The organism is Labrenzia sp. R5_0, assembly GCF_017743835.1.
Lineage (GTDB): Bacteria > Pseudomonadota > Alphaproteobacteria > Rhizobiales > Stappiaceae > Roseibium > Roseibium algicola.
The window spans coordinates 291,985-315,306 of the sequence record NZ_JAGHRK010000004.1 but is presented as its reverse complement, the minus strand read 5'-3'; the positions used below and the strand labels follow the sequence as shown (position 1 = coordinate 315,306).

Below are 23,322 nucleotides of genomic sequence, written 5' to 3'. Positions count from 1 at the left end.
GAAGCCGGGTCAGTAGCCTCCGGCATGCCCATCCTTGCGTGGATCGGAGCCTGCGGTCAGCAAGTGCCGGGCCTTGTCGATCATGATGGCCTGGGACCCTCCGATCGGACCGGACGCCGGAACGACGGAATGGCCCAGCGCGCGAAGGCCATCCAGCGTGGACGGCGGCACCAGTCGTTCCGCCTGCAGTTCGTGGCTGGCGATGTCGAAGAACATGCGCGGGAAGTCGATGGCGGCCTGAACATCCATGCCATAGTCGATGATATTGGTCAGCACATGAGCATGGCCACAGGCCTGGTAGTGGCCACCCATCACGCCGAAGGACAGGAACGGCGCGCCTTCTTTCAGCACCATCGCCGGGATGATCGTATGCATCGGCCGCTTGCCGCCGTCGATGGAATTGGCATGTCCCGGCTCGGCCCGGAACGAACTGCCACGGCAATGCAGCAGCACACCGGTTTCCGGAGCGACAATGCCGCTGCCGAACCCGCTGAACAGGGAATTGATGAAGGAAACCGCAAGTCCGTCCCTGTCGACAATCGTCAGGTAGACCGTATCCGTCTGCGGAGCCAGCGCACTTGCCGGGACCGAGTCCATCCGCTTGGTCAGCGACACCTGCCGGGCAAGCTGGTCGATATAATCCGCGCCGATCAACCGTGTGTGGCAGACATCCATATAGCCCGGGTCGGTGATGAACTGCTCCCGGACACCGTACGCCAGACGCGCGGCTTCCATTTCCAGGTGGAAACGTTCCGGACCGAGCGGATCAAGGCTTTCCAGGTCGAACTGTTCCAGAATACCGAGCATGATCAGGGCAACGATCCCCTGCCCGTTTGGCGGCAATTCGGCCACCGTGTGACCCTTGTAGTCCCTCAAGACCGGTGACACCGCTGTCGTGTGGCAAGCGGCCAGATCGTCCTGGGTCATCAGCCCGCCGCGCGACTGCAGCGCGCTCACGATGTCGTCGGCAACCGGGCCAGAATAGAAGGCATCCGCCCCGCCCTCGGCAATTGCCGCGAGAGTGTCTGCCAGACGCGGGTATTTCAGAACCGTGCCGGTTTTGGGTGCTTCGCCCTTGATCAGGTAGCGCGCGGCCGAAACCTCGTCGGCGCGCAGCTTGTCGACATCCCCGGCCCAGTCGCGCGCAACACGCGGGGCAACCGGAAATCCGTCGCGGGCATATTGAATTGCCCGCTTGAACAGGGACTTGAAACTCTTGGTACCATGCGCCTTCAGCAACGTTTCCCAGGCCCGAATGGCACCGGGTACGGTCACGGCATGCGGCGACGTGTCGGTGATGTCCTTGACGCCAAGCTCTGCAAGCTTTTGCGGTGTCGCGGCCCGCGGGGCTGCACCTGAGCCATTGAAACCCGTCAGACGTCCATCCGGCTCCATGACGATGGCAAAACAGTCGCCGCCGATACCGGTCATATGCGGTTCGACAACACATTGAACCGCAACTGCCGCGATCGCGGCGTCAACCGCGTTGCCACCTGCCTGAAGCACTTCCAGAGCCGCGCTCGTTGCCAGCGGATGAGAGGTCGCAGCCGCTGCTTCGCGTGCAAAAACCGGGGACCGGCCCGGGGCCTGAAAATCACGCTTCACTGAATTCCTCCTGGCCGAAGTGTCTTTCTTTCCGAATCGCAGCAATAGCTTCTCGGGAATGCCGCCTATTCGCCAATGCCATGTTCTGTTAGCAAATCGGTATCGCGGTCAGCACCTTAAGGAGAAGTGGGAAAATGCGCAAACTGACATTATCAACGGCAGAGACCATCATTTCTGCCGCTTTTGAAAAAGCAGCCGAGCTGAATCTGAAACCGCTTACCGTTGCTGTCCTCGATGCGGGGGGTCATGCCATCCTGCTCAAGCGGCAGGACGGATCCTCGATCATGCGTCCGCAGATCGCCACGGGCAAAGCGATCGGTGCACTCGCTGTCGGCACCGGCACAAGATGGCTGAACGCCAATGCAGAGTCCCGTCCGCATTTCGTCAACGCTCTGAACGGCGTTTCCGGCGGGGCCATCGTACCGGTGCCCGGCGGCGTTCTGGTGAAGAACGACGAAGGCGAAACCCTTGGCGCTGTCGGCATTACCGGCGATACGTCCGACAATGACGAAGCCTGCGCAGTCGCCGGCATTGCCGCTGCAAGCCTGGTTGCCGACTGCGGCTGAGGGAAGGACCGGATCTGCCTTCTTTCAAGAAGCCTCACCTACCCTTCACCTCATCCTGAGGAGGGCCGATAGGCACGTCTCGAAGGATGGGCTGCAAACACAAGAGCAAGCGGCCCATCCTTCGAGACTCGAGTGAGCTCGCTCTTCGGGATGAGGCTTTATTTTGACGGCGGTCCGGGCTGACGCCCGTTCAGACCGGCCCCAGGGCTTTGCGATAGATATCCAACGGCCCCGAAGCCGATTGAAGTGTTTTGACCTGCTGCCAATCCCTTCTGAGGACGAGCGACCCGGCCGTTGCCGTTGCAGTCAGAATTTCCGGAAATCCGATCCTGGCGGCTTCCCGTTCTGCGGCGGCGATCAGCTTGATGCCGATACCTGCTTTCCGGAAATCGCGATGCACAAGCAATGCAGTCAGCCAGGCGCCGGGATAAAGGTCCGACCCCGGCGAGGTATCGCGCAGGGAGACCGTTCCCAACGGTCTGCCATCTCCGTCCAGCGCAACCAGACAGCGTGGCAGGCGAGCATTTGGCAGAAGGCACTGTTCCAGATCTTCCCGCGCATCGCCGGGTTGCCCCGGGCCATACCAGTCGGCCCACTCCTCGACAAACCACGTCTCGAGGATTTTCAGCAACACGGGATCATCGCCAAGCGCAATGATGGCGATGTTCATGCGGTCCAGATCACGGCTCATTGCAGGTCGCGTAAACGCCTCAGGACTTTTCGCTGAGCTGGTTGATCTTTTTCTGCATGTCTTCCAACTGGCGCTTCATGTCGTCGAGATCGTTCCCGCCGGACTTTGCAGGCTTGGCCTGGCTCGCCGGGTTGGCAGTCGCAGCCGGATCTCCCCCTGCGGCCGGAAAGGGCATGAACATCTTCATGGCCCGCTCGAACATCTCGGTGTTGCGCTTGACCTGGTCCTCGATGGCCTCGAACGCCGTTGCGCCGAAAGCTTCGCTCATTTGCGAACGCAGCTTCTCCTGCTCCTTGGTGAGCGAGGTCATGGAATATTCCAGGAAGCTCGGCACGAGGCCCTGCATGCTGTCGCCGTAAAAACGGATCAGCTGGCGCAGGAACGTGACCGGCAGAAGATTCTGCCCCTTGCCTTCCTGTTCGAAAATAATCTGGGTCAGGACCGACCGGGTAATATCCTCACCGGACTTCGCGTCATAGACGACAAAGTCCTCCTCCCCCTTCACCATCACCGCCAGGTCCTCAAGCGTGACGTAGGTGCTGGTGCCCGTGTTGTACAGGCGCCGGTTGGCGTATTTCTTGATGATTGTCGGCTCGTTGGTCTTGGCCATCCGTGAATTCCGCCTATCAGCCTTGTGGCTAGTTTCCCATTTGACGACAAGGCTTTCGCAGGCCTGTCATCTCCTCCGTGTAAGAGACTAAGCCAATCGTATCGGATCGTGCCAGCCTTTTTATGTGCGCTGACGAAAGGATTATACCGCAAATGCGAAAACAGGCCTTCGATACGGAGTGTTACGGTTGACACAAATCTCAGCGCAGTTTCTAGTCCATGCATAATAAGCATCGACAGGTGCCCCTGCGGCACCAGTCCACTACGGTCAATTGGCCTCAAGTCTGGAGAGTATGATGAGCGCTTTCACCGATATCGTCATTGTCAGTGCGACCCGCACGCCCGTGGGGTCGTTCAATGGCGCCTTTGCCAACACCCCGGCGCATGACCTCGGTGCCATTGTCATGAAGGCGGCCATGGAACAGGCCGGCGTCGAAGGCGGCGACATCGACGAAGTCGTGTTCGGTCAGGTTCTGACGGCCGGTCAGGGCCAGAACCCGGCGCGTCAGGCTGCCATCAAGGCAGGCATTGCCGATAGTGCGACGGCATGGACGCTCAACCAGGTCTGCGGTTCCGGTCTTCGCACCGTTGCCATTGCAGCGCAGCAGATCATCTCAGGCGACGCCACCATCATGATGGCAGGCGGCCAGGAGAACATGTCGCTGTCGCCGCACTGCGCCCACATGCGCGCCGGCTACAAGATGGGCGACTACAAGATGATCGACACCATGATCAAGGACGGCCTGTGGGATGCCTTCAACGGCTACCACATGGGCCAGACCGCCGAGAACGTCGCCGAAAAGTGGCAGATCAACCGCGACCAGCAGGACGAGTTCGCAGTTGCTTCCCAGAACAAGGCGGAAGCTGCCCAGAAGGCCGGCAAGTTCAAGGACGAGATCACCGCGGTAACCCTGCAGGAACGCAAGGGCGAGCGCGTCGTTGCCGATGACGAATATATCCGTCACGGCGCCACGCTGGAAAGCGTCGCCAAGCTGCGCCCGGCCTTCACCAAGGACGGTTCCGTGACCGCTGCCAACGCCTCCGGCATCAACGACGGTGCAGCCGCCATTCTGGTGATGAGCGCCGCCGAAGCCGAAAAGCGCGGCCTGAAGCCGCTCGCCCGCATCGCCTCCTGGGCCACTGCGGGTGTCGATCCGGCAATCATGGGCTCCGGCCCGATCCCGGCATCGCGCAAGGCGCTTGAAAAAGCCGGCTGGTCCGCTGCCGACCTCGATCTCGTGGAAGCCAACGAAGCCTTCGCCGCTCAGGCTTGCGCGGTCAACAAGGACATGGGCTGGAACCCGGACATCGTCAACGTCAACGGCGGTGCGATTGCCATCGGCCACCCGATCGGCGCGTCCGGGGCTCGCATCCTGACCACCCTGCTGCACGAAATGAACCGCCGCGACGCCAAGAAAGGCCTTGCAACACTGTGCATCGGCGGCGGCATGGGTGTCGCCATGTGCCTGGAGCGCTAAGCCGCCAAGGGAAAGAAGGATCATGGCCGGGCCTCCGGCCATGATCGGGAACAGCAAACAAGACTGAATTGATGTCAGAGAGCCCAAAGGGCCCGGAACTGGAAGTCAGGAGGAAGGGGAATGAGCAAGGTCGCATTGGTCACGGGTGGTACGCGCGGTATCGGCGAAGCAATTTCGCGGGGTCTGAAAGACGCAGGCTACACCGTGGCGGCCACATATGCCGGCAACACCGAAAAGGCCGAAGCCTTCAAGGCCGAGACCGGTATCCACGTCTTCAAGTGGGACGTTTCCGATCCTGACGCCTGCGCGGCAGGCATTGCCCAGGTGGAAAGCGAACTGGGTCCGGTGGAAGTGCTGGTCAACAATGCGGGCATCACCCGCGACGGCATGTTCCACAAGATGAGCTTCGAACAGTGGCGCGAAGTCCTGTCGACGAACCTCGATTCCATGTTCACCATGACCAAGCCGGTGATCAACGGCATGCGGGAACGGTCTTCGGGCCGCATCATCAACATCTCTTCCATCAATGGCCAGAAGGGCCAGATGGGCCAGGCGAACTATTCCGCGGCCAAGGCCGGCGTGATTGGCTTCACCAAGGCACTGGCGCAGGAAAATGCCTTCAAGGGCATCACCGTCAACTGCGTCTGCCCGGGCTACATCAACACCGACATGGTTGCCGCCATGCCGGAAAAAGTGCTGCAGTCGATCATCTCGGGCATCCCGGTCGGCCGCCTCGGCCATCCGGAAGAAATCGCCCAGACGGTGGTCTACCTGGCGTCCGACGCCGCCGCCTTCATGACCGGTGCGGTGATGACCATCAACGGCGGCCAGTACATCGCCAACGGCTGAGGCTTCAGTAAAACCAGAACTACGGAAAGGCGCTCTCGGGCGCCTTTCTTTTTTCTGTTTTTTAGAACGTTACTCTCGTTGATCCTGGCCGAAACAGACGCGCTGAAGCCAGCCACGATTTGCCTTCTGATCGGGAACAAAGCCACGTTCATGGTAGCTCCACGCCCAGGCCTTCTCTCGCGAAACCAGGAAAAAATTGCCACCTCTTCTGCGTTTGGCCAAAGTCAGGAGGGTCAGACGGTCGCCGACCTGCGCGATCTTTTGATTGGTGGGAAAGTAGATGCAGTGGTCGCTGCCATTGACAGCAGCATACGCTTCAGAGCGTACCAGGGTCGGATACCAGAACCAGCTATAAGCCGTGAGAGCCAGCAGGACCGTGGCGGTTCCAATGCCGAATGGATGAAGAAAAAGCCTTGATGCTGGTCGTTTCAGCCAAGACTCAGTGGTCTTGGCAAATAGCCAGATACAGAAAAGAGCAAGGCTAACATGCAGTAGCATGGCGTGGGACAGGTCACTGGTTGCCCAGGCCAGGTTGCAAAAAAAGATCAGCGTCAAAATGCCTGACGCACCAAACCCCACGACTAAGTCCAGCCAGTAAGGCGATGCGGTTTCAACATCTTCAAAACAACGTTTCTTGTCTGCGAAATGGAGAAACAGCACGCACAGCAAGCGTAGCGACACGCTCATACCTATTGCAATACTGGCGAAGACAACGACAAACAAAACACCCTCCCGGTCAGAGGGGCCGGTAAAACGCCACCAAAGCAACAGTCCTGAAAAAATCGCGAGGGCTATCTTCATGGCAGTTTTCAACCTGACCATGAAAATCGGAAATGTGATAATAAACCCTACGATCCCCAGAAACCCAAGAAAAGAAAAAATCTTAATCATCACAAAGGCACCAAAGCTGAAACGAAAGGAACCGCTGCAAGAGTTGAAACGGTTTCTGCTATGGATCAGATCTTGATGAATGCTCCGGTTTTCAATCTACTGCGCAAAATCATCTCGGAATTTGCGCAAAAATTGCACTGGCGAGCAGGTTTCTGACTTTTTTAGTTTCTACCTATCCATCGCGTATTTTAGCCTGGCACCTCAGACGAACGAATTTCAGCGATCACGCGGCTATTCCAAAAAGCGCCCGTTGCGGCGCCTTTTTTATGGGTGCTTCCAGGAGTTTTCCGGAACGGGCCCCTTGAAGAACTTCCAGATCCGGCTCATCGGGTCCGGGGTGGTCTCCTCACCCAGGCTTTGGGCGCCTGTGACCTCCATCTCGAACGCCGCGATCATGTCGACCTGACCGTCCAGAAGCGTGATTTCCTGGCGGGTCGTTTTCAAGGACAAGCGCCCGGTTAGCCGGACCGGTTCATAGACATACTCCGCCCTCCAGCCTGTCGACAGCCGGTACCGGATCATCTGGTTGGGATCGGGCGCCGGCATGTGGCTGCACATGCCCTGCTCGGGAACAAGGTAGCCGGCGATTACCTCATCGCTGCCGGGTTCCTGCACGGGGATCACATACCCGGTAATCGCGATGTCCCTCCCGGCCAGAGCCTTGTTGCCGGCAAGCGACGCAGCAGCTCGTTTCTTCGCAACCTCGAAGCGTTGCGACGGCAATTTGTCCGTCGGCACGCCGGCCGCTGCAAGCCGGGCTTCTTCCTGCTGAAGACGACGTTTCAGCGTTGAACGGTCCGCGTCAGTCGCAGCCATCTCGTCCAATTGCTGGCGAAGCCGCAGCACCGTGCCCAGCGACCGCAGCTCTGTGCCGCTGAGCGCGGCAAAGGGGTCCTCATAGGCTGCAGCCTCCGGATCCTTGAGCTGGTCCCAGCGAACAGGCATCGCCGCGAAGGCAGAGACCGTAAGCAGCAAGGTGGCCGCGAGGCACAGCATCCAACGTTTCATCTTCACGCTTCCCGGTGCCTCTCTACTGGCCCTGAAATTTTCCGGCTCTATTTTCCGAATCGGACCGGGGTCCTTGACCCTGGCACCCTCCATCACCTATGTCCGGAAGCAGACTTCCTGAACAGGATAACGGAAAAACATGGAATTCGAACACGCCCCGAACGACCCCACCCGCAAGGAACTTTCCCCGCTCCTGAAGCTGGCGCTGGAATTGGGACCGCTCGGGGTGTTCTTCCTGTTCAATGCCCGCGGCGAACAGATCGCGGCGGCCTTTCCCGTGCTGCAACAGGTCGGCAAGCCTATCTTCCTGGCAACTGCCGCCTTCATGGTGGCCATCAGCATCTCGCTGGTCGTGTCGCTGTGGCTGACGAAGCGCCTGCCGATCATGCCGCTCGTGTCCGGCGCGGTGGTTCTGGTTTTCGGCGCCCTGACGCTGTGGCTCCACGACGAACTGTTCATCAAGCTGAAGCCGACCATCGTCAACTGCCTGTTCGGCACGGTTCTGCTGGGCGGATTGCTGTTCGGCAAGGCGCTGCTCGGCTACGTCTTCGACAGCGCCTTCCGGCTGACGGACGAAGGCTGGCGCAAGCTGACATTCCGCTGGGGCGTTTTCTTCTTCGTGCTTGCCGCGATCAACGAGATCGTCTGGCGCAGCTTCTCGACCGATTTCTGGGTCAGCTTCAAGGTCTTCGGCATCATGCCGATCACCCTTGTCTTCACCCTGACCCAGCTGCCGCTGATCCAGAAACACGCGATCGTCGAGGACGGCAAGGACGCCTAGCCGTTCCGGTCTTGCTCCGCGCCCGTCATTCCTGACAAATGCAGCGAAGCGCTGCACGCCGATCCGGCAACCGGATAACGACGTGTGCAACGCGAACCCATTCTCCTCAAATGTGGACAGCGCTAAAACGCAAAGGAATTCCGCGTGCCGGTTCTGCGCTCGGCCGCGTCACCCTTGTCCGGAATAGCGGCGGTCGGCCGGCAAGCAGTCTTAGTGCACGTCCCCATGGCCGAAGGAAACGTCCCGCCGTGCGCCAGTGATGGAAATCGAGAACCCGGCGATCACGTCGATCAGAGAGATCGCCATGAGGATGAAGAACAGCGACGTTGCCGCGGGCTGCAGCACCAGGAACTCCACCAGGTAGGCGACGAACACCAGCACCGAGAACATGTGGTCCAGCAGGGCCGTCGTGCCGATGCGGGTCGCCTTCAGAATTTCGATGAACAGGAAGAACAGCCCGACGGTGATGAGCAGATCGCTCGCCAGAAGCTCGAAGGTTGCGCCGGAAACCATCTGTATGGTGATCATCGGCTGCGCCCAGAAGCCAGGCTCTCCCGCGCCCACCGTGAAAGCAAGGGCGTTATAGATCAGCAGCGAGAAAAGCGTGAAAGGAACGGCTGAAAAAAGGCGCATGAACGGCTCCCGAATTCAAGGACACCCGAAGCGGGCGGAAATCGGAGCGAGCTGACACGATCTTGATAGCCAATTCAAGGCGCTGAAAAGAAAAAGGCCGGCCCGTCGAAACAAGGCCAGCCTCAATCTTGATTTGCCATGCGGCGATCCGGTCCGGACGCTACCTGCATTCACGAAGAATACGGGTGTTATGCGTCGTCTTTTGCGGAAAGGATCTGACGGCCCCGGTACATGCCGGTCTTCAGGTCAACGTGATGCGGACGGCGCAGTTCGCCCGAATCCTTGTCCTCGACGTAAGTCGGCTGCTTGAGGGCGTCCGCGGAACGGCGAAAACCGCGCTTGGAGCGCGAGGTTTTTCTCTTTGGAACGGCCATTTTGTTTTTCTCCGTGGTCCATAACCGCGCGGCCCGGACCGGGTTAGCCCGGGGCGTGGCGTCACGCAGCGTGTTGGAATGCGCGGCGTTATACAGGCAACGCCAACGTTTTGCCACCCCATAGAGAAAAAATTCTTGGTCTGGATAGAACAGGCGGTGGCGAAGCGCTATCCACCTTCGTCTATTTCCCCAGAACACAGCCGAAAATCGGCCCCGCGCCCTTCACACGGGCCAGGTTCGTGCCGGCCAGTTTCCGGTGTCCGGAACCTGGTTTGGCGGGGTTCCGGCCACGTGGATTTGGCAAAGCTGTCGCCAATCTGGCAGCTTCGGTCCGTGTCAGGTCCTTGGCGCTCTTGCCGAACCAGGCCTGCGCGGCGGCTTCGGCGCCGAAGATACCCTCACCCCACTCGGCAATATTGAGGTAGATTTCCAGGATCCGCTTCTTGGTCAGCATCGCATCCAGCATCAGGGCCAGCGGCAGTTCCAGCCCCTTGCGGATGTAGGACCGCTCGCCCCACAGAAACAGGTTCTTGGCGGTCTGCATCGTGATGGTGCTTGCGCCGCGAGGCTTCTCGCCTTCGCTCAGTGCTTCGACCTGATCCTGAAGCGCGTCCCACTCGACGCCGTCGTTTTCGCAAAAGCCGCTGTCTTCCGAAGTGATGACCGACCGGACGAGGTTTGGCGAAATCTGCTCAAGCGGTACCCACTGCCGGTCGACCCATAGAAACTGGACATAGCGCCCGATCATCAGCGTGCTTATGGGCGGCACGACGGAATAGATGACAGTAAGAACGGGCGGAAGCAGGACCAGGACCAGCAACAGCTGCAACAAGCGCTTGCGGACAAGGCCGATCATGCCACGGCGGCGCCCCGGCGCACCTCCGGAGCCTGACTTTCCACCCGTTGCAGGTTTGACCCTAACCATTCAGTTCCCGTTCGTTATCGACGATGAAGTCGCGGACAATCGGCACGGCATCCCGCTCCTTCGACAGGAGGAGCTGGAAGACCATGTTGGATCCGTGCAGGAAGCCCAGCTCGACCGCACACAGATAAAACTCCCACATACGGCAGAAAGTTTCGTCATAAAGATCAGCGGCAATCGCCCTCTTGTCTTCAAAGCGAATGCGCCAGTCGCGAATGGTGTAGTAGTAGTGCAGCCGCAGGATTTCCGCATCGCAGACCCATAACCCAAGCCGTTCGGTAGACGCAAAGACTTCCGACAGCGCAGGAACGTAACCCCCGGGGAAAATATACTTGCGAATAAAAGGCCCCGTCGTGCCCGGAGGCGTCATGCGACCGATGGAATGCACGACCGCATAGCCTTTTTCGGTCAGGCATCTGCGGATCTGGCCGAAATACTCGTCGAGATGGCCGATGCCGACATGTTCCATCATGCCGACCGAGATGATCCGGTCGAATTGCCCTTCGAATTCCCGGTAATCCTTCAGAACGAATGTCACCTGGTCCTCAAGACCCGCAGCGCGCACGCGTTCTTCGGCGATCTTCACTTGCTCTGGCGAGACGTTGAGCGAGGTAACCTTTGCACCGGCCTGAGCCATGCGGATGGCGAGTGAGCCCCAGCCTCCGCCGATTTCAAGCACTTCCATACCTGGCTTCAGATCCAGCTTGGCAACCAGATGGGCCAGCTTGGCCGCCTGGGCTTGTTCCAGCGTGTCGTCAGGCGAGGTGTAATAGGCACAGCTGTAGTTGAGGCCCTCATCCATGAACAGCCGATAGAGGTCGGTTGAAAGGTCATAGTGATGCCGCGCCTGCGACTTTGCCCGTTCGACGCTGTTCTGCTGCTGGCGCCGCCGCAAGAGCTTCCAACCCTTCCGCAACAGGCCCTGCACGGGATTGGCCCCAAGCGGCGCCCTGTTGATGGAAAACAGGAACATGAAGTCGTAGCAGGTCGACCCTTCCTCCATCGTCAGGGTTCCGTCCATATAGGCTTCGCCCGCGGCCAGCTCCGGATTGAGAAAAAGCGACCGGTAAAGCTTTTTGTCATGCAGCCGGATGGTCACTGTCGGACCGTCCTCGCCCGACCCGAATTCGTGCACGGCACCCGCGACGTCGATCACACGCATGCGCCCGCGCTTGATGAAGGATCGCAGAAGGCTCGACAGCAGTTTCATGGAAAAATCTCCAAAAGGGTCAGTTTGAAAAGATCGGGCAGGTAGCTCCCGCATTTTTTTGAAATTCGAGCCTTGACGATACAGAGAATTGGTTTCAGGGAAACCCGGACTTTGAAAATGTTGCCGATCCGTCCCGGAGCCAATCGTGACCCTTGACCCAAACCAGCATCTGACATTCCAGGCCAAGTTTGTGGAGGCCACGCTGGAAACGCTTCTGGCCACCCAGGCGCTGCCGGATGAAACCGTGCGCCCCCCAAGGCTGCTTGCCGCCATGCGCCACGGCGCGCTGAACGGCGGCAAGCGACTGCGGCCGGTTCTGGTGATGGAGGCTGCCAATCTGTTCGGGCGGGCGGATGACGGCATTCTGCAGGCTGCCTGCGCGCTGGAACTGATCCATTGTTATTCGCTGGTCCATGACGACCTGCCAGCCATGGACGACGACGATCTTCGCCGGGGCCAGCCAACCGTGCACAAGGCCTATGACGAGGCGACCGCCATCCTGGCCGGCGATGCCTTGCTGACGCTCGCCTTTGACGTGATCACGGGCGAGGCTGTGCATGCGGATGCAGCCGTGCGCCTGCGGCTATCGCGTGAACTGGCCCGCGCGTCGGGCATCGGCGGCATGGCGGGCGGGCAGATGCTCGACCTGGAGTCCGAACACCGCGAGCGCTCCGAGGCGGAGATCCGCCAGCTTCAATCCATGAAGACCGGTGCGCTGCTGCGCTACGCCTGCCGGGCGGGCGCCATTCTGGCGGATGCAGCGGAAGCGGATGTCGACCGGCTGACCCGCTTCGGTGAGGTAATCGGCCTTGCCTTCCAGCTCGCGGACGACCTTCTGGACGTGGAAGCCAGCGCGGAAACAATGGGCAAGGCCACCGGCAAGGATGCGGAGGCCGGCAAGGCGACGCTTGTAGGCCTCTGGGGCACCGACAGGACGCGCAACGAGCTTGGCCGGCTGGTGGTGGAAGCCGAAACGCTTCTCGCGCCCTACGGCAGCCGTGCGGCGATCCTGAGCGCCCTTGCCCGTTTCATCGTCAACCGGACCAACTGACGAGACAAAAAAGCCCTTGAGGGTCGAGCGATCCTCAAGGGCTAGAATGCAATGGGGGCTCAACGCCCGGGAAATTCTCTGGCAAGACCGGTTCCTGATGGAAGCGGTCACTCCGCCGGTGCGCCGGCCTTGTCCTTGGCATGACGGCCGAAGTCGGGGGCGTCGGTTTCCTGACCGGCCTCGATGATCGAGCGGCGGATACCCCGGGTGCGGGTGAAGAGGTCGAACAGCATCTGGCCATCGCCCCAGCGGATTGCCCGCTGAAGGGCCGAAAGATCTTCGGAAAACCGCGCCAGCATTTCCAGGATCGCGTCCTTGTTGTGCAGGCAGACGTCCCGCCACATGGTCGGATCGGACGCCGCCAGACGCGTGAAATCGCGGAAACCGGACGCCGAATACTTGATGACTTCCGACTTGGTGACCGTCTCCAGGTCGTCCGCGGTGCCGACGATGTTGTAGGCAATCAGATGCGGCAGATGCGAAACGATGGCCAGCACCAGATCGTGGTGTCTGGCGTCCATCGTGTCGACGTCGGAACCACAGGCGCGCCAGAAGGCGCTGAGTTTTTCGAGGGTCTCGGGATCCGTGTCCTCTGCCGGTGTCAGGATGCACCAGCGCTGGTCGAACAGCGTCGGAAACCCGGCATCGGGTCCGGACTGTTCGGTCCCGGCAATCGGGTGACCCGGAATGAAATGCACGCCTTCAGGCACATGGGGGCTGACCTGATCGACGACGGACCCCTTGGTGGAACCGACATCGGTCAGGATCGCGCCTTTTTTCAGCGCAGGCGCAATCCACTTGGCAATGGCCTCATTGGCCCCCACCGGCGCGCAGAGGATCACCAGGTCGGCCCCCTCCACCGCCACGGCGGCGTCGAGCGCATAACTGTCGCCCAGGCCCAGCTCCTCCGCCCTTTGCAGGGTGTCCGCAGACCGGGTGGAAATCGCGATTTCCTTGACCAGGCCGCGTTCACGGGCGACCTGTGCGAGCGAGGAACCGATCAGGCCGATGCCGATCAGGGCCATGCGCTCGAAAATGGGGGCAACAGTCATGTGTTCTTATTTCTGTTCCAGAAAGTCCTTCAGGTGGCCAATGATGGCCCGGTTGGCGTCTTCCGAACCGATGGTCATGCGGATCGAGTTCGGCAGCCCGTAATTGCCGACCATGCGCAGCACGCAGCCGCGCTCCAGCAGATAGGCATCGGCATCCGCCGCGCGCTTGCCGTCCTCGTCGGGGAAGTGAACCAGCACGAAGTTGCCGACGCTCGGCGTCACCTTCAGGCCGAGCTTTTCCAGCTCCGCCGTCACCCAGGGCAGCCAGGTGTCATTGTGCTCGATCGAGCGCGTGACGAAATCACGGTCACGAACAGCGGCCATGCCGGCCGCAATCGCCATGCCGTTGACGTTGAACGGACCCCGGATGCGGTTGAGCGCATCGATCACATGGGCCGGACCGAAGCCCCAGCCGAGACGCAGATTGGCGAGGCCGTAAATCTTGGAGAAGGTCCGCGTCATGATGACGTTGTCGGACGTCGCTGCCAGCTCGAGACCGCTTTCATAGTCGTTGCGGCGGACATATTCCGCATAGGCGGCATCCAGAACCAGCAGGACGTTGGCCGGCAGGCCCTCATGCAGCCGCTTGACCTCCTCGAACGGCAGATAGGTGCCGGTCGGATTGTTCGGATTGGCGATGAAGACCATGCGCGTCTTGTCGGTGACCCTTGCCAGGATCGCATCGACATCCGTCGTCAGGTCCTTTTCAGGCGCAATCACCGGCGTTGCCCCGGCAGCGCGGATGGCAATGTCGTAGACCAGAAAGCCGTGTTCGGAATAGATCGCCTCGTCGCCCTGGCCGAGATAACCGTAGGCGATCAGGCTGAGAACCTCGTCGGACCCGGCGCCGCAGATGATGCGGTCCGGATTGAGGCCGTAGACTTCGCCGATGGCCGCACGCAGCTCGGCAGAGGATCCGTCCGGATAAAGTTCCAGGTTCCGCGCCACGGCTTCAATGGCTGCGCGGGCAGCATCGCTGGTGCCGAGCGGCGTTTCGTTGGACGAAAGCTTGTGAACGGTCTTGCCGTGGCTGCCCTTGGACTTGCCGGGAACATAAGGCGCAATATCCAGAACGCCCGGCCGCGGCTGCGGACGGTTTGCGGTTGCCTTGCCGGCTTCAGTCACTGTCGTCATCTCGTTCATCCCTGAGGCTCCTCGTCCTCGGCAGCAAATGTGTCGTCCGGATCGCCATTGCCGTCGATCGGTGCGGCATAGCCGCCGACACGTCTTAAAACTTCCGGGGCGGCGCCTGCGGCGAGGCAGGCTGCGCGCACATCCTCTTCCGTCAGCTCGCCGGAAATCGCAAGCAGCGCGTCGACACCGGCGGCGGACCGGAAGAAACTGAGCACTTCAATGCCTTCGTCCATCAGGTTGCCCGGCAGAAGATCCGACCAGCGGGCGTCATAAACCGCAATATCGGCGTTGTCGATCATGCTGTCGGCCTTGGCCAGCACAAGCGCCGGCAGGTCGGCGGGACGCTCGTCCAGAATGACGAAGGGCAGCCGCGCCCGCACCAGTGCACCGGATTCGCTGAGGCCGCGCCACCAGGGCAGCTCCGCCCGGTCGATCAGCGCCACAAGGCCCAGGTCACCGGCTGACGCCGTCACGGCGCCGACCACGTCGGCCGCATCGCTTCCCGGCACCAGCTCCACGGAAAAACCGAAATAGAAACGCGCCAGGTCGAGCATCTCGATCAGATCGGCGCTGCCGTCCAGATGGACGGCGGTGTCTGCCTGCAGGCTGGTGCAGGCACAGATGAGATCACGCCAGATGTGTTCGACGGTTGCCAGCGGCAGGTCGCCCTGGTGGCGCTCCACCATCTGGCGCATCAGGTCGGCGTCACGTTCGGGTTGAAACAGGGCGGGTGCAGCTCCCGCGGCGCGGCCGGCAGCCTGGATACCGGCTTCGGCCTGGGCGCGTTCCATCAGGGCGGTGTGGATGCGTGCATCGATCTCGTCGACCCGTGTCCTGAGGTCGTCCAGCGACAGCCCGCTGTCCGGCAAGTGAGACATGAGGTGGCTCCGGCCTTCGTTTGGGTTCAGCGGCGCATAGTCATAGGCATGTGATTGCCCAAAGGCAAAAGAAAACATTGACTCAGGCGTTCCGGCACGGCTAGGTCGCCAGTCTGGCCGTTCTGCCGGGTGCCTGCCGTTTCCCGGTGGCGGACCGTGGCCCGCTCAACCGGCCTGAAAATTCCCGCCCGGGACAACAGATAATTCTTTAGAGCCATGTCCGCAGACACATCACGTCCAGCCACCCCGGAGGATCTGAAGGCAAGCGAAGCGGTTTCGCCCTCGAGCAAACTTGCGCGCTTTCCCGCAGAAGAACCGCTGGAGCTCGATGCCGGCGTAAAGCTTGGCCCCTGGCAGATTGCGTATGAAACCTATGGCGAGCTCAACGCGGACAAGTCCAACGCTGTCATCGTGTGCCACGCCCTGACGGGCGACCAGTATGTAGCCTCCACCAATCCCGTGACGGGCAAGCCCGGCTGGTGGAGCCAGATGGTCGGCCCCGGCAAGCCGGTCGACACCAATCATTATTTCGTTATCTGTTCCAACGTTCTCGGCGGCTGCCTCGGCACCACAGGACCTGCCTCCATCAACCCGGAGACAGGGCAGCCTTACGGCCTTGCACTGCCTGTCATCACCATTCGCGACATGGTTCGGGCACAGGCGCGCCTTGTCGATCATCTTGGCATCGACACGCTGTTTGCGGTCATCGGCGGCTCCATGGGCGGCATGCAGGTGCTGCAGTGGGCGGCCAGCTATCCCGAGCGCGTGTTCTCGGCCGTACCGATTGCCGCGGCAGCGCGGCACACGTCCCAGAACATCGCCTTCCACGAAGTCGGCCGGCAGGCAATCATGGCCGACCCGAACTGGTGCGCCGGCAGTTACCTGCAGGAAGGACAAAGGCCGACCAAGGGCCTGGCGGTTGCCCGCATGGCGGCGCATGTCACCTATATGTCCGACGAGTCCCTGCACCAGAAATTCGGCCGCAACCTGCAGGACCGGGACAATGTCACCTTCGGTTTCGACGCGGATTTCCAGATCGAGAGCTACCTGCGCCACCAGGGCATGACCTTCGTCGACCGGTTCGACGCCAATTCCTATCTCTATGTCACCCGGGCGATGGACTATTTCGACCTGGCGCATCAGTTCGGTGGCTCTCTGGCCAACGCCTTCAAGGGAACGAAAACGCGTTTCTGCGTCATGTCGTTCACATCCGACTGGCTGTTCCCCACGTCCGAAAGCCGGCGCGTGGTCAAGGCGCTCAATGCGGCGGCGGCCAACGTCTCCTTCGTCGAGATCGAAAGCGACCGGGGTCACGACTCGTTCCTGCTGGACGTGCCGGAGATGTTCCAGACGATTTCCGGCTTCGTCACCGGCGCAGCACACGCCCGCGGCCTGCCCGCACCGGGCGAGGAGGTCTGATCCCGTGAACCTGGCTCCAAGACAGACCAAGAGCGGAGACGTGCGCGGCGACCACAAGGTTGTTGCCTCGCTGGTACCGCACAATGCCCGCGTACTCGACATCGGGTCCGCCGACGGTGAACTGCTCGACCTTCTGGTGCGCGAACGCCAGGTGGACGGACGCGGCATCGAACTGTCCCAGGAAGGCGTCAACCGCTGCGTAGCCCGCGGCCTGTCGGTGATTCAGGGCGATGCCGACCAGGACCTGTCCGACTATCCGGACGGGGCGTTCGACGTCGTCATCCTGAGCCAGACCCTGCAGGCCACCCGCGAACCGAAAAAGGTCGTCAGCGAGCTCCTGCGCATCGGCAATCAGGTCGTGATCTCGATCCCGAACTTCGCCCACTGGCGCAACCGGGCCCAGCTCCTGTTCCGCGGCCGCATGCCGGTGACCAAATACCTGCCCTACGAATGGTACGACACGCCGAACATCCACTTCTGCTCGCTGCGCGATTTCGTCGAGCTTTGCCGGGAACTGGACGCGAACGTCGAGAGGGCCATCGCCCTCAGCGGCCGGGGCAACAAGATCCCGGTCAATGCCCCGTGGTGGGTGTGGAACATCGTCGCCGAACAGGCCGTGTTTCTGCTGAAGCGGTAAGCTGGTTCAATAACCTTCGGCCGTCATTCCGGACAAGGAAGGCGAAGCCGAACGCAGATCCGGAACCCAGACAAATTTCGCGCGATTAGCGCACCGATAAAACCTTATCGAGTTCGCTGCGCTCACGCTGGCGCGCTGGATTCCGGATCGTCGCGCAGCCTTCTGCAGCGTTAGTTTGGAATGACGGCCCAGAGGCTGTTAGAAGTCGCCCGTCTCCGCCCGATGCACGGACCTGACAGGTTTCAGTCCTGTCGCGACGCCTTCGGGAATGAAGACAGGCCGCAGGACGCGGAAGCGGCTTTTCTTGCCGTCGACGGGCAGGCTCTGGAACACGACCTTTTCCGCCTCCATGATCAGAACACCGCCAAAGGCGGGCCAGATGCGGCGGCCGATGCCTTCCCAGGTGCGGGCCGCGCGCAGGATGGTGCGGGCGCGCGAGGGCGGCATGAAGAGGGCTTCCTTGTCCTCGGTCACGTTGAACTGGCAGCTCTTCAGAAGATCCTTGAGCTGGCTGCCCGAATAAGGCCGGCCATAGCCGAAGGGGGAAAGCTCCGACTGTGCCCACAGGCCGCGCCGGTTCGGCACGACGGCAATCAGTCGCCCGCCCGGCACCAGCACCCGCCAGGCTTCCCTGAGAACCGCCGCAGGGTCCGAACAATGGTCGAGAGCGTGTACCAGCATCACCCGGTCGAAATAGGCATCGGGAAACGGCAGGTCCTGGTCTTCCACCAGCGCACAGGCGCTATCCCGCTCGCGCGGCCAGTGAACGGCGCCCTGGGGAGCGGGCATGGCGGCGATCGCCCGGTCGACCGTGTCGAGGTAGGGCCGCATGAACGGGCCCGCGTAACCGATACCGAGCAGAGCCTGGCCGGTAAGGTCCGGCCACATCTTGCGGATAGGCGCGCCGATCAGGCTGCGAAGCAGCCTGCCGAGTGGCAAATCGTAAAAAGCGCGCAAATGAACGACGTCGAGATACATTCAGCCTTGCTCGGTCAAGAAGGGTCGCGGCGATTGAACATGGAACGGCGGGAGAGCGCAAGATCTCTTGCCTTGCCCTTGGCGCCTGACTTTGCCAGTCTGCATCTCAACCAACAGATCTCAGCAGGGAGCCGTTTCATGGCCTTGAGCGACACCACCGAAATTCACCAGTTTACCTGTCTCGACGACAATTTCGGCGTGCTGATTCACGACACTGACAGCGGAACGACCATTGCCGTCGACGTGCCCGACGCCGATGCCTACGAAAAGGCGCTGGAGCAGACCGGCTGGTCGTTGACGCATATTCTGATCACCCATCACCATTGGGACCATGTCCAGGGTCTCGGCACACTCAAGCGGAAAACTGGCGCGACCGTCATCGGTCCCGAGCGTTCGCGGCTGAAGATTGCCGAGTTCGACCGCACCGTTGAAGACGGCGACGACGTCCGGTGCGGACCTTACGAGATCAAGGCGATCTCGACCCCGGGCCACACGCTGGATCAGATCTCCTGGTACATCGCCTCCATCAAGGTGGCCCACACCGGCGACACTCTGTTTTCGCTCGGGTGCGGCCGTGTGTTCGAGGGCGACAGGGACATGATGTGGTCGTCGCTTGCCAAATTGATGCGCCAGCTGCCCGATGACACCACCATCTACTGCGGCCATGAATACACGCAGGCCAACGCGCGCTTCGCCCTGACTATCGACCCGGACAACGCCGATCTGAAGGCGCGGGCAGACGAAGTTGCCGCGCTGCGCGAGAAAGGCGCCGCGACACTGCCGACAACCATGGCGAAAGAGAAAGCAACGAACCCGTTCCTGCGTGCAGGTGAAGCTTCTGTCGCCGCTGCACTCGGCATGGAAGGCAAAAGTGCTGCCGAAGTCTTTTCCGAGATCCGCATGCGCAAGGACAACGCTTGATCATACCTATAGGTCCCGCAGCAGAATTCTTGCACCGCCTTCCGGTTTTTCTTGGCCGGAAGGCTTAAAACAACGACTGGTTGCCCCCATATGCACGCCATCGTGATCATGAAGGGGCACACACCATGACACCTGCGAGTTCCGAAGACCACTTGACACGCTCCGCGGAGCAGCGCGCACGGGACGTGGTCAGCCGCATCGTCGGCCAGGCCGAACCGATACCGGGTCATCTGGGCGGCGGACACAGGCTGGACATGCAGCTCCTTTACGAGGAAGTGGTTGCGGCCCTGCGCGAAACCATTGATGATCTGGCTTTCTGCACCGGGTCGAAATCCTCCTGAGCGATCCCGTCCCGGAAATCCAGTTGATCCAGCCGGGACTTTTCATGACTTCTACCGCCAGCCTGACCGCCGAAAAGATCGTCGACCTTCTCGACATGCAGCCGCACCCGGAAGGTGGCTTTTATGCCGAAACCTTCCGCGACAGCGTCACCGATGATGGCGGCCGGGCTGCATCTACCCTGATCTATTTCCTGCTTCCCGAAGGCGTTCTCTCCCGCTGGCACAAGGTTGACGCGGTCGAGACCTGGCACTGGTACGCCGGCAGCCCGCTGGAACTTTCCATCAGCACCGACGGCACCACCCGGGAGGTGATTACCCTGGGCAACGACCTTCTGGCCGGCGAACGCCCCCAGGGCATCGTTCCCCGTGACGGCTGGCAGCAGGCCCGCTCGCTCGGTGCATGGACCCTGGTCGGCTGTACGGTTGCCCCCGGATTTCAGTTCGAAGGCTTCGTCATGGCACCGGAAGACTGGCAACCGGGAAGCTGATTTTTCGCTCCCTGTTCGATTCCTCGGAACCATTTCCTGTTTGACGAGTTCTCTCTCCAACGAAAGGAGAGAGGCATGAACGGTATCATCTATCTGGTCGGTCTCGTCGTCGTTGTCGGCGCGATCCTGTCCTTCATCGGACTGGTCTAACCTAGCCCCGGTAACTCTGCCGCGCCCCCGGCAGACGATCTCCAACAGTTTGGGCCGGACGCAAGCCCCCGCCACGAACGGCCGCCCCCTGCCGTTCACCCAGCGTCCGGCCCTTTTCCGTTTCTGGTAAGGAATTGAACATGCACAACATTATCTATCTCGTCGGACTTGTCGTCGTGGTTGTTGCCATCCTGTCGTTTCTCGGCCTCGGCTGAGCCGGGGTAACCGTCAACGTATTGCAGGTTTAGCGACCACGCCCTCTGGCACCGCCCGCTGGTCGGCCCGCCAAACATTCTGGCGGAGCCGACTTACAGCGCTTACCGATCGTGAAAATGCCGGGATGGCGGAAAGACCAGGGGAATGAAGTACTCGCACTGGTTACAAGCTGCCGCACGCGCGGGATATCTTTCGCGCGGCATCGTCTATGGCATCATATCCTTCTTTGCCATTCTCGCGTCCATCGGCGCAGGCAGCAGCAAGGGCACGAAAGGTGCCCTTGTCACTCTCTTGTCCCAACCTTTCGGCTCAGTTCTGGTGGCTGTCCTGGTGACAGGCCTGTTCGGTTTTGTCGTCTGGCGGCTGGTTCAGGCCGTTCTGGACGCGGACAACCATGGACGGGACCTGCAGGGGATCGTCGTGCGCCTGGCCCTTCTGGCAAGCGCCGCCACCTATAGCGCGCTGGCACTCTACGCCATGAGCCTGCTCGGAATTACGGGCACGGATGATGGCAAACTGCTGCCGGGCCTGATGAACGCTATCTCGCAAGCTCTTGGCCAGCGGGTATTCGTGACTGGCTTGTCCCTTGTCTTTCTGGGAATAGCGGTTGCGCACTGGTGGAAGGCCTGTTCAGGCAGATACAGCAAGCACTTCGATGAAAATGAAGCCCCGATGCGGGTTGTTCACGTCGTGTCGGTTCTTGGCCTCGGTGCACGCGGGATCGTGTTCGCCCTTCTGTCGGCAATGATCTGGCTGGGCATCGAGGGCGCCTCAACCTCCGGCGGCGATCTGCCGAGCACGCTGGATGCTCTGAAATACATTCAGGGTTTGCCTTATGGGCAGGTCATGCTGTTCACGCTGGCGGTTGGCCTCATGGTTTTTGCCATCTACTCCTTTGTCGAATCCCGATGGCGCAGGGTCAGCCTTTCCTGAGGCGCTGCGCAGGATTTGCTTCATTAATCGCCTGTCTTTTCAGGATTACCTTGCTGCTTTCGCCCCGAATTCCTTCGGCGCATGTTCATCGAGAAGGTCGTCCGACTGGGCGGCTTTACGTTCCAGTTCAACCTGCTTTTCAAGATCCCGGTCGGCTTCCGTATCGTTCGGCATTTCTGCCGATTGCGGAAACGCTGCCTCTTTACGGGTGATCTTCCCGCGATCCTGATCTCCCTGGTGCCTGTCCGGCAGGAGGTTTTCCAGCGCAGGCGCATCGTCGAACCTCAGCCGGTAGATGGGCTCCGGCAGGGAGAAGCCGTTTGATTCAAGCGCCAGCTTGACGAGGCGCATCGCCTCGGACCGGGCCTTCTGGAAATCGGTCCGCGTCTGGTCAATCCAGCCTACAAAACTCAGAACAACGTTGGAATCTCCCAACGCTTCGATCCAGGCATCGGGGGAGGGATCCTGAAGAATGAACTCCTGGCGGCGAAGCGTCATAAGGCCAACGTCCAGCGCCTTGTCGAGGTTGCTTTCCGCATCGACGCCCAATTCGAAGACGAAGCGGCGCCGTGGATTGGTGGAAAAGTTGACGAGGGTGCTCTTGAAGACGATGGCGTTGGGGATGCGGATATGGTTCCCGTCCTTTTCCATCAGGATCGTTGCACGCGACGTGAGACTGATGACAAAGCCCTCGTAGCCTTCAATCCGGACGAAGTCCTTCGGGTTGAACGGCTGCCGGATGCTGAGCATGATACTGGCAATGTAGTTTTCGACCGTGTCCCGGACAGCAAAGCCGACCGCCAGACCCACAATGCCGGCTGCTCCTAGCAAGGTGCCGATGACGGCAGTGGCGCCCAGCACATCAAGCGCAAGCACGATCCCGATCGTGAAGAACAGGATCCTGATCAGTTGCCTGACAAGATCTGCAATGAAGGCATTGGGCGTGAGCCTGTTCCAGGGCCATTCAAACCGCGCGATCAGCAGTCCGGCCGCACTGGCCAGCATCCAGACGAGCAGGGCAACCAGGGCAAGTGGCAGATAGTTCACCCCTTGGGACAGGCGCGCCTGCAAGCGCTCGTAAACCGGAACGAGACGTTCCTCCAGGGCGGTTTCCTCGGTGAGATTGTTCTGGACCGCGACGACGCCGTCGACACGGCCGGCAAGCTCTTCGGCCTTTGTGGCAAGGCTTGCCTCGGTCACGGTTCCGGTCAGGTTGACCACACCTGATCTTACAACGACCGAAATTCCGGAAAGTCCGTCGAGCTGGTCATAGATGCCGTTGATACGCTGCTCGATGGCTTGATCGTCGCCGGCTCCGGGCACGGCGGTGATTGCTCCGGCAGGGCTTTCCGCTTGTGAAAATGCAGGCAGTGCTCCGGGCAGAAACAGCACCAGAGCAACAAGAAACGAGTGCAACAATCTGGAAATCATGACGGCCTTTCCGCGCTTGTGCCCGGCTGCCGTCAGTAGAAGGGTTTCCGCGCGCGCCAGACTTCGACGCTAACTA

General features: G+C 60.7%; 25 protein-coding genes. 11 read left to right on the top strand and 14 right to left on the bottom strand.

The window, feature by feature from the left end:
- Nucleotides 1–9: 9 nt before the first annotated feature.
- Entirely contained in the window at nt 10–1,605 is a 1,596-nt protein-coding gene (gene ggt, locus J7447_RS21385) for a gamma-glutamyltransferase (RefSeq protein ID WP_023002602.1), read from the bottom strand.
- 134 nt (nt 1,606–1,739) lie between these two features.
- On the opposite strand from ggt, the gene J7447_RS21380 reads away from it, so the two are divergent.
- Nucleotides 1,740–2,171: a heme-binding protein gene (locus J7447_RS21380; RefSeq protein WP_023002601.1), complete on the top strand. Its 432-nt coding sequence runs from the start codon at nt 1,740–1,742 to the stop codon at nt 2,169–2,171.
- 190 nt (nt 2,172–2,361) lie between these two features.
- Here the strand turns inward: J7447_RS21380 and J7447_RS21375 are convergent, their stop codons facing one another.
- Complete coding sequence (locus J7447_RS21375) at nt 2,362–2,862, bottom strand: GNAT family N-acetyltransferase (RefSeq protein WP_209170855.1); 501 nt, start codon at nt 2,860–2,862, stop codon at nt 2,362–2,364.
- A 19-nt stretch (nt 2,863–2,881) separates the two neighbouring features.
- Nucleotides 2,882–3,472 (bottom strand): polyhydroxyalkanoate synthesis repressor PhaR, encoded by a 591-nt coding sequence (gene phaR, locus J7447_RS21370; protein ID WP_023002599.1) that lies wholly within the window; start codon nt 3,470–3,472, stop codon nt 2,882–2,884.
- A 295-nt stretch (nt 3,473–3,767) separates the two neighbouring features.
- Here phaR and J7447_RS21365 point away from each other — a divergent pair, with 295 nt between their 5' ends.
- Both J7447_RS21365 and phbB read left to right on the top strand, forming a co-directional pair.
- Complete coding sequence (locus tag J7447_RS21365) at nt 3,768–4,949, top strand: acetyl-CoA C-acetyltransferase (RefSeq protein WP_031270058.1); 1,182 nt, start codon at nt 3,768–3,770, stop codon at nt 4,947–4,949.
- Between the two features lie 120 nt (nt 4,950–5,069).
- Complete coding sequence (gene phbB / locus J7447_RS21360; RefSeq protein ID WP_023002597.1) at nt 5,070–5,798, top strand: acetoacetyl-CoA reductase; 729 nt, start codon at nt 5,070–5,072, stop codon at nt 5,796–5,798.
- 69 nt (nt 5,799–5,867) lie between these two features.
- Here phbB and J7447_RS21355 read toward each other — a convergent pair whose 3' ends face one another.
- Entirely contained in the window at nt 5,868–6,689 is an 822-nt protein-coding gene (locus J7447_RS21355; RefSeq protein ID WP_209170854.1) for a hypothetical protein, read from the bottom strand.
- Between the two features lie 264 nt (nt 6,690–6,953).
- Nucleotides 6,954–7,697 carry a DUF3299 domain-containing protein gene (locus J7447_RS21350; protein ID WP_209170852.1) on the bottom strand — a complete coding sequence of 248 codons (744 nt, stop codon included), beginning with the start codon at nt 7,695–7,697 and terminating at the stop codon, nt 6,954–6,956.
- Nucleotides 7,698–7,836: 139 nt separating this feature from the next.
- Here J7447_RS21350 and J7447_RS21345 point away from each other — a divergent pair, with 139 nt between their 5' ends.
- The gene (locus J7447_RS21345) at nt 7,837–8,478 is read left to right on the top strand and encodes a septation protein A (protein WP_023002595.1); all 642 of its coding nucleotides are present in this window, start codon (nt 7,837–7,839) and stop codon (nt 8,476–8,478) included.
- A gap of 210 nt (nt 8,479–8,688) precedes the next feature.
- Here J7447_RS21345 and J7447_RS21340 read toward each other — a convergent pair whose 3' ends face one another.
- From J7447_RS21340 to J7447_RS21325, 4 genes are all read right to left on the bottom strand, one after another.
- Nucleotides 8,689–9,111, bottom strand: a complete 423-nt coding sequence (locus J7447_RS21340; protein ID WP_023002594.1) for a hypothetical protein — start codon at nt 9,109–9,111, stop codon at nt 8,689–8,691.
- A 188-nt stretch (nt 9,112–9,299) separates the two neighbouring features.
- On the bottom strand, nt 9,300–9,485 hold the full coding sequence (gene rpmF / locus J7447_RS21335; RefSeq protein ID WP_006936667.1) for a 50S ribosomal protein L32: 186 nt from the start codon (nt 9,483–9,485) through the stop codon (nt 9,300–9,302).
- A 181-nt stretch (nt 9,486–9,666) separates the two neighbouring features.
- Nucleotides 9,667–10,410 carry a monofunctional biosynthetic peptidoglycan transglycosylase gene (mtgA, locus tag J7447_RS21330; protein ID WP_083660470.1) on the bottom strand — a complete coding sequence of 248 codons (744 nt, stop codon included), beginning with the start codon at nt 10,408–10,410 and terminating at the stop codon, nt 9,667–9,669.
- Nucleotides 10,403–11,617 carry a cyclopropane-fatty-acyl-phospholipid synthase family protein gene (locus tag J7447_RS21325; protein ID WP_023002592.1) on the bottom strand — a complete coding sequence of 405 codons (1,215 nt, stop codon included), beginning with the start codon at nt 11,615–11,617 and terminating at the stop codon, nt 10,403–10,405. The genes mtgA and J7447_RS21325 overlap by 8 nt, the downstream gene beginning before the upstream one ends.
- A gap of 190 nt (nt 11,618–11,807) precedes the next feature.
- On the opposite strand from J7447_RS21325, the gene J7447_RS21320 reads away from it, so the two are divergent.
- A complete protein-coding gene (locus J7447_RS21320) occupies nt 11,808–12,668 on the top strand; it encodes a polyprenyl synthetase family protein (RefSeq protein ID WP_353653812.1) in 861 nt (286 codons plus the stop codon).
- A gap of 107 nt (nt 12,669–12,775) precedes the next feature.
- Here J7447_RS21320 and J7447_RS21315 read toward each other — a convergent pair whose 3' ends face one another.
- From J7447_RS21315 to J7447_RS21305, 3 genes are read right to left on the bottom strand one after another with little or no spacing between them, the layout of a single operon-like run.
- Complete coding sequence (locus J7447_RS21315; RefSeq protein WP_209170850.1) at nt 12,776–13,720, bottom strand: prephenate/arogenate dehydrogenase family protein; 945 nt, start codon at nt 13,718–13,720, stop codon at nt 12,776–12,778.
- Nucleotides 13,721–13,726: 6 nt separating this feature from the next.
- Entirely contained in the window at nt 13,727–14,863 is a 1,137-nt protein-coding gene (gene hisC / locus J7447_RS21310; protein WP_023002589.1) for a histidinol-phosphate transaminase, read from the bottom strand.
- Nucleotides 14,860–15,732: a chorismate mutase gene (locus tag J7447_RS21305; protein WP_055660523.1), complete on the bottom strand. Its 873-nt coding sequence runs from the start codon at nt 15,730–15,732 to the stop codon at nt 14,860–14,862. Before J7447_RS21305 ends, hisC begins: the two co-directional genes overlap by 4 nt.
- Nucleotides 15,733–15,948: 216 nt before the next feature.
- Here J7447_RS21305 and J7447_RS21300 point away from each other — a divergent pair, with 216 nt between their 5' ends.
- Entirely contained in the window at nt 15,949–17,151 is a 1,203-nt protein-coding gene (locus J7447_RS21300; RefSeq protein ID WP_075282223.1) for a homoserine O-acetyltransferase, read from the top strand.
- Between the two features lie 4 nt (nt 17,152–17,155).
- Nucleotides 17,156–17,788, top strand: a complete 633-nt coding sequence (metW, locus tag J7447_RS21295; RefSeq protein WP_209170848.1) for a methionine biosynthesis protein MetW — start codon at nt 17,156–17,158, stop codon at nt 17,786–17,788.
- A gap of 198 nt (nt 17,789–17,986) precedes the next feature.
- Here the strand turns inward: metW and J7447_RS21290 are convergent, their stop codons facing one another.
- Complete coding sequence (locus J7447_RS21290; protein WP_023002585.1) at nt 17,987–18,766, bottom strand: class I SAM-dependent methyltransferase; 780 nt, start codon at nt 18,764–18,766, stop codon at nt 17,987–17,989.
- Nucleotides 18,767–18,904: 138 nt separating this feature from the next.
- Between J7447_RS21290 and gloB the strand changes: the two genes are divergently transcribed.
- The 4 genes from gloB to J7447_RS21270 all read left to right on the top strand — a co-directional run bounded on the left by gloB (nt 18,905) and on the right by J7447_RS21270 (nt 21,815).
- A complete protein-coding gene (gene gloB / locus J7447_RS21285) occupies nt 18,905–19,687 on the top strand; it encodes a hydroxyacylglutathione hydrolase (protein WP_062486192.1) in 783 nt (260 codons plus the stop codon).
- Nucleotides 19,688–19,812: 125 nt separating this feature from the next.
- Nucleotides 19,813–20,028: a hypothetical protein gene (locus J7447_RS21280; protein ID WP_023002583.1), complete on the top strand. Its 216-nt coding sequence runs from the start codon at nt 19,813–19,815 to the stop codon at nt 20,026–20,028.
- Nucleotides 20,029–20,072: 44 nt separating this feature from the next.
- The gene (locus J7447_RS21275) at nt 20,073–20,516 is read left to right on the top strand and encodes a cupin domain-containing protein (RefSeq protein ID WP_209170847.1); all 444 of its coding nucleotides are present in this window, start codon (nt 20,073–20,075) and stop codon (nt 20,514–20,516) included.
- A 510-nt stretch (nt 20,517–21,026) separates the two neighbouring features.
- A complete protein-coding gene (locus tag J7447_RS21270; protein ID WP_209170845.1) occupies nt 21,027–21,815 on the top strand; it encodes a DUF1206 domain-containing protein in 789 nt (262 codons plus the stop codon).
- A gap of 45 nt (nt 21,816–21,860) precedes the next feature.
- Here J7447_RS21270 and J7447_RS21265 read toward each other — a convergent pair whose 3' ends face one another.
- Complete coding sequence (locus J7447_RS21265; protein ID WP_209170843.1) at nt 21,861–23,246, bottom strand: mechanosensitive ion channel family protein; 1,386 nt, start codon at nt 23,244–23,246, stop codon at nt 21,861–21,863.
- Nucleotides 23,247–23,322 lie beyond the last annotated feature (76 nt).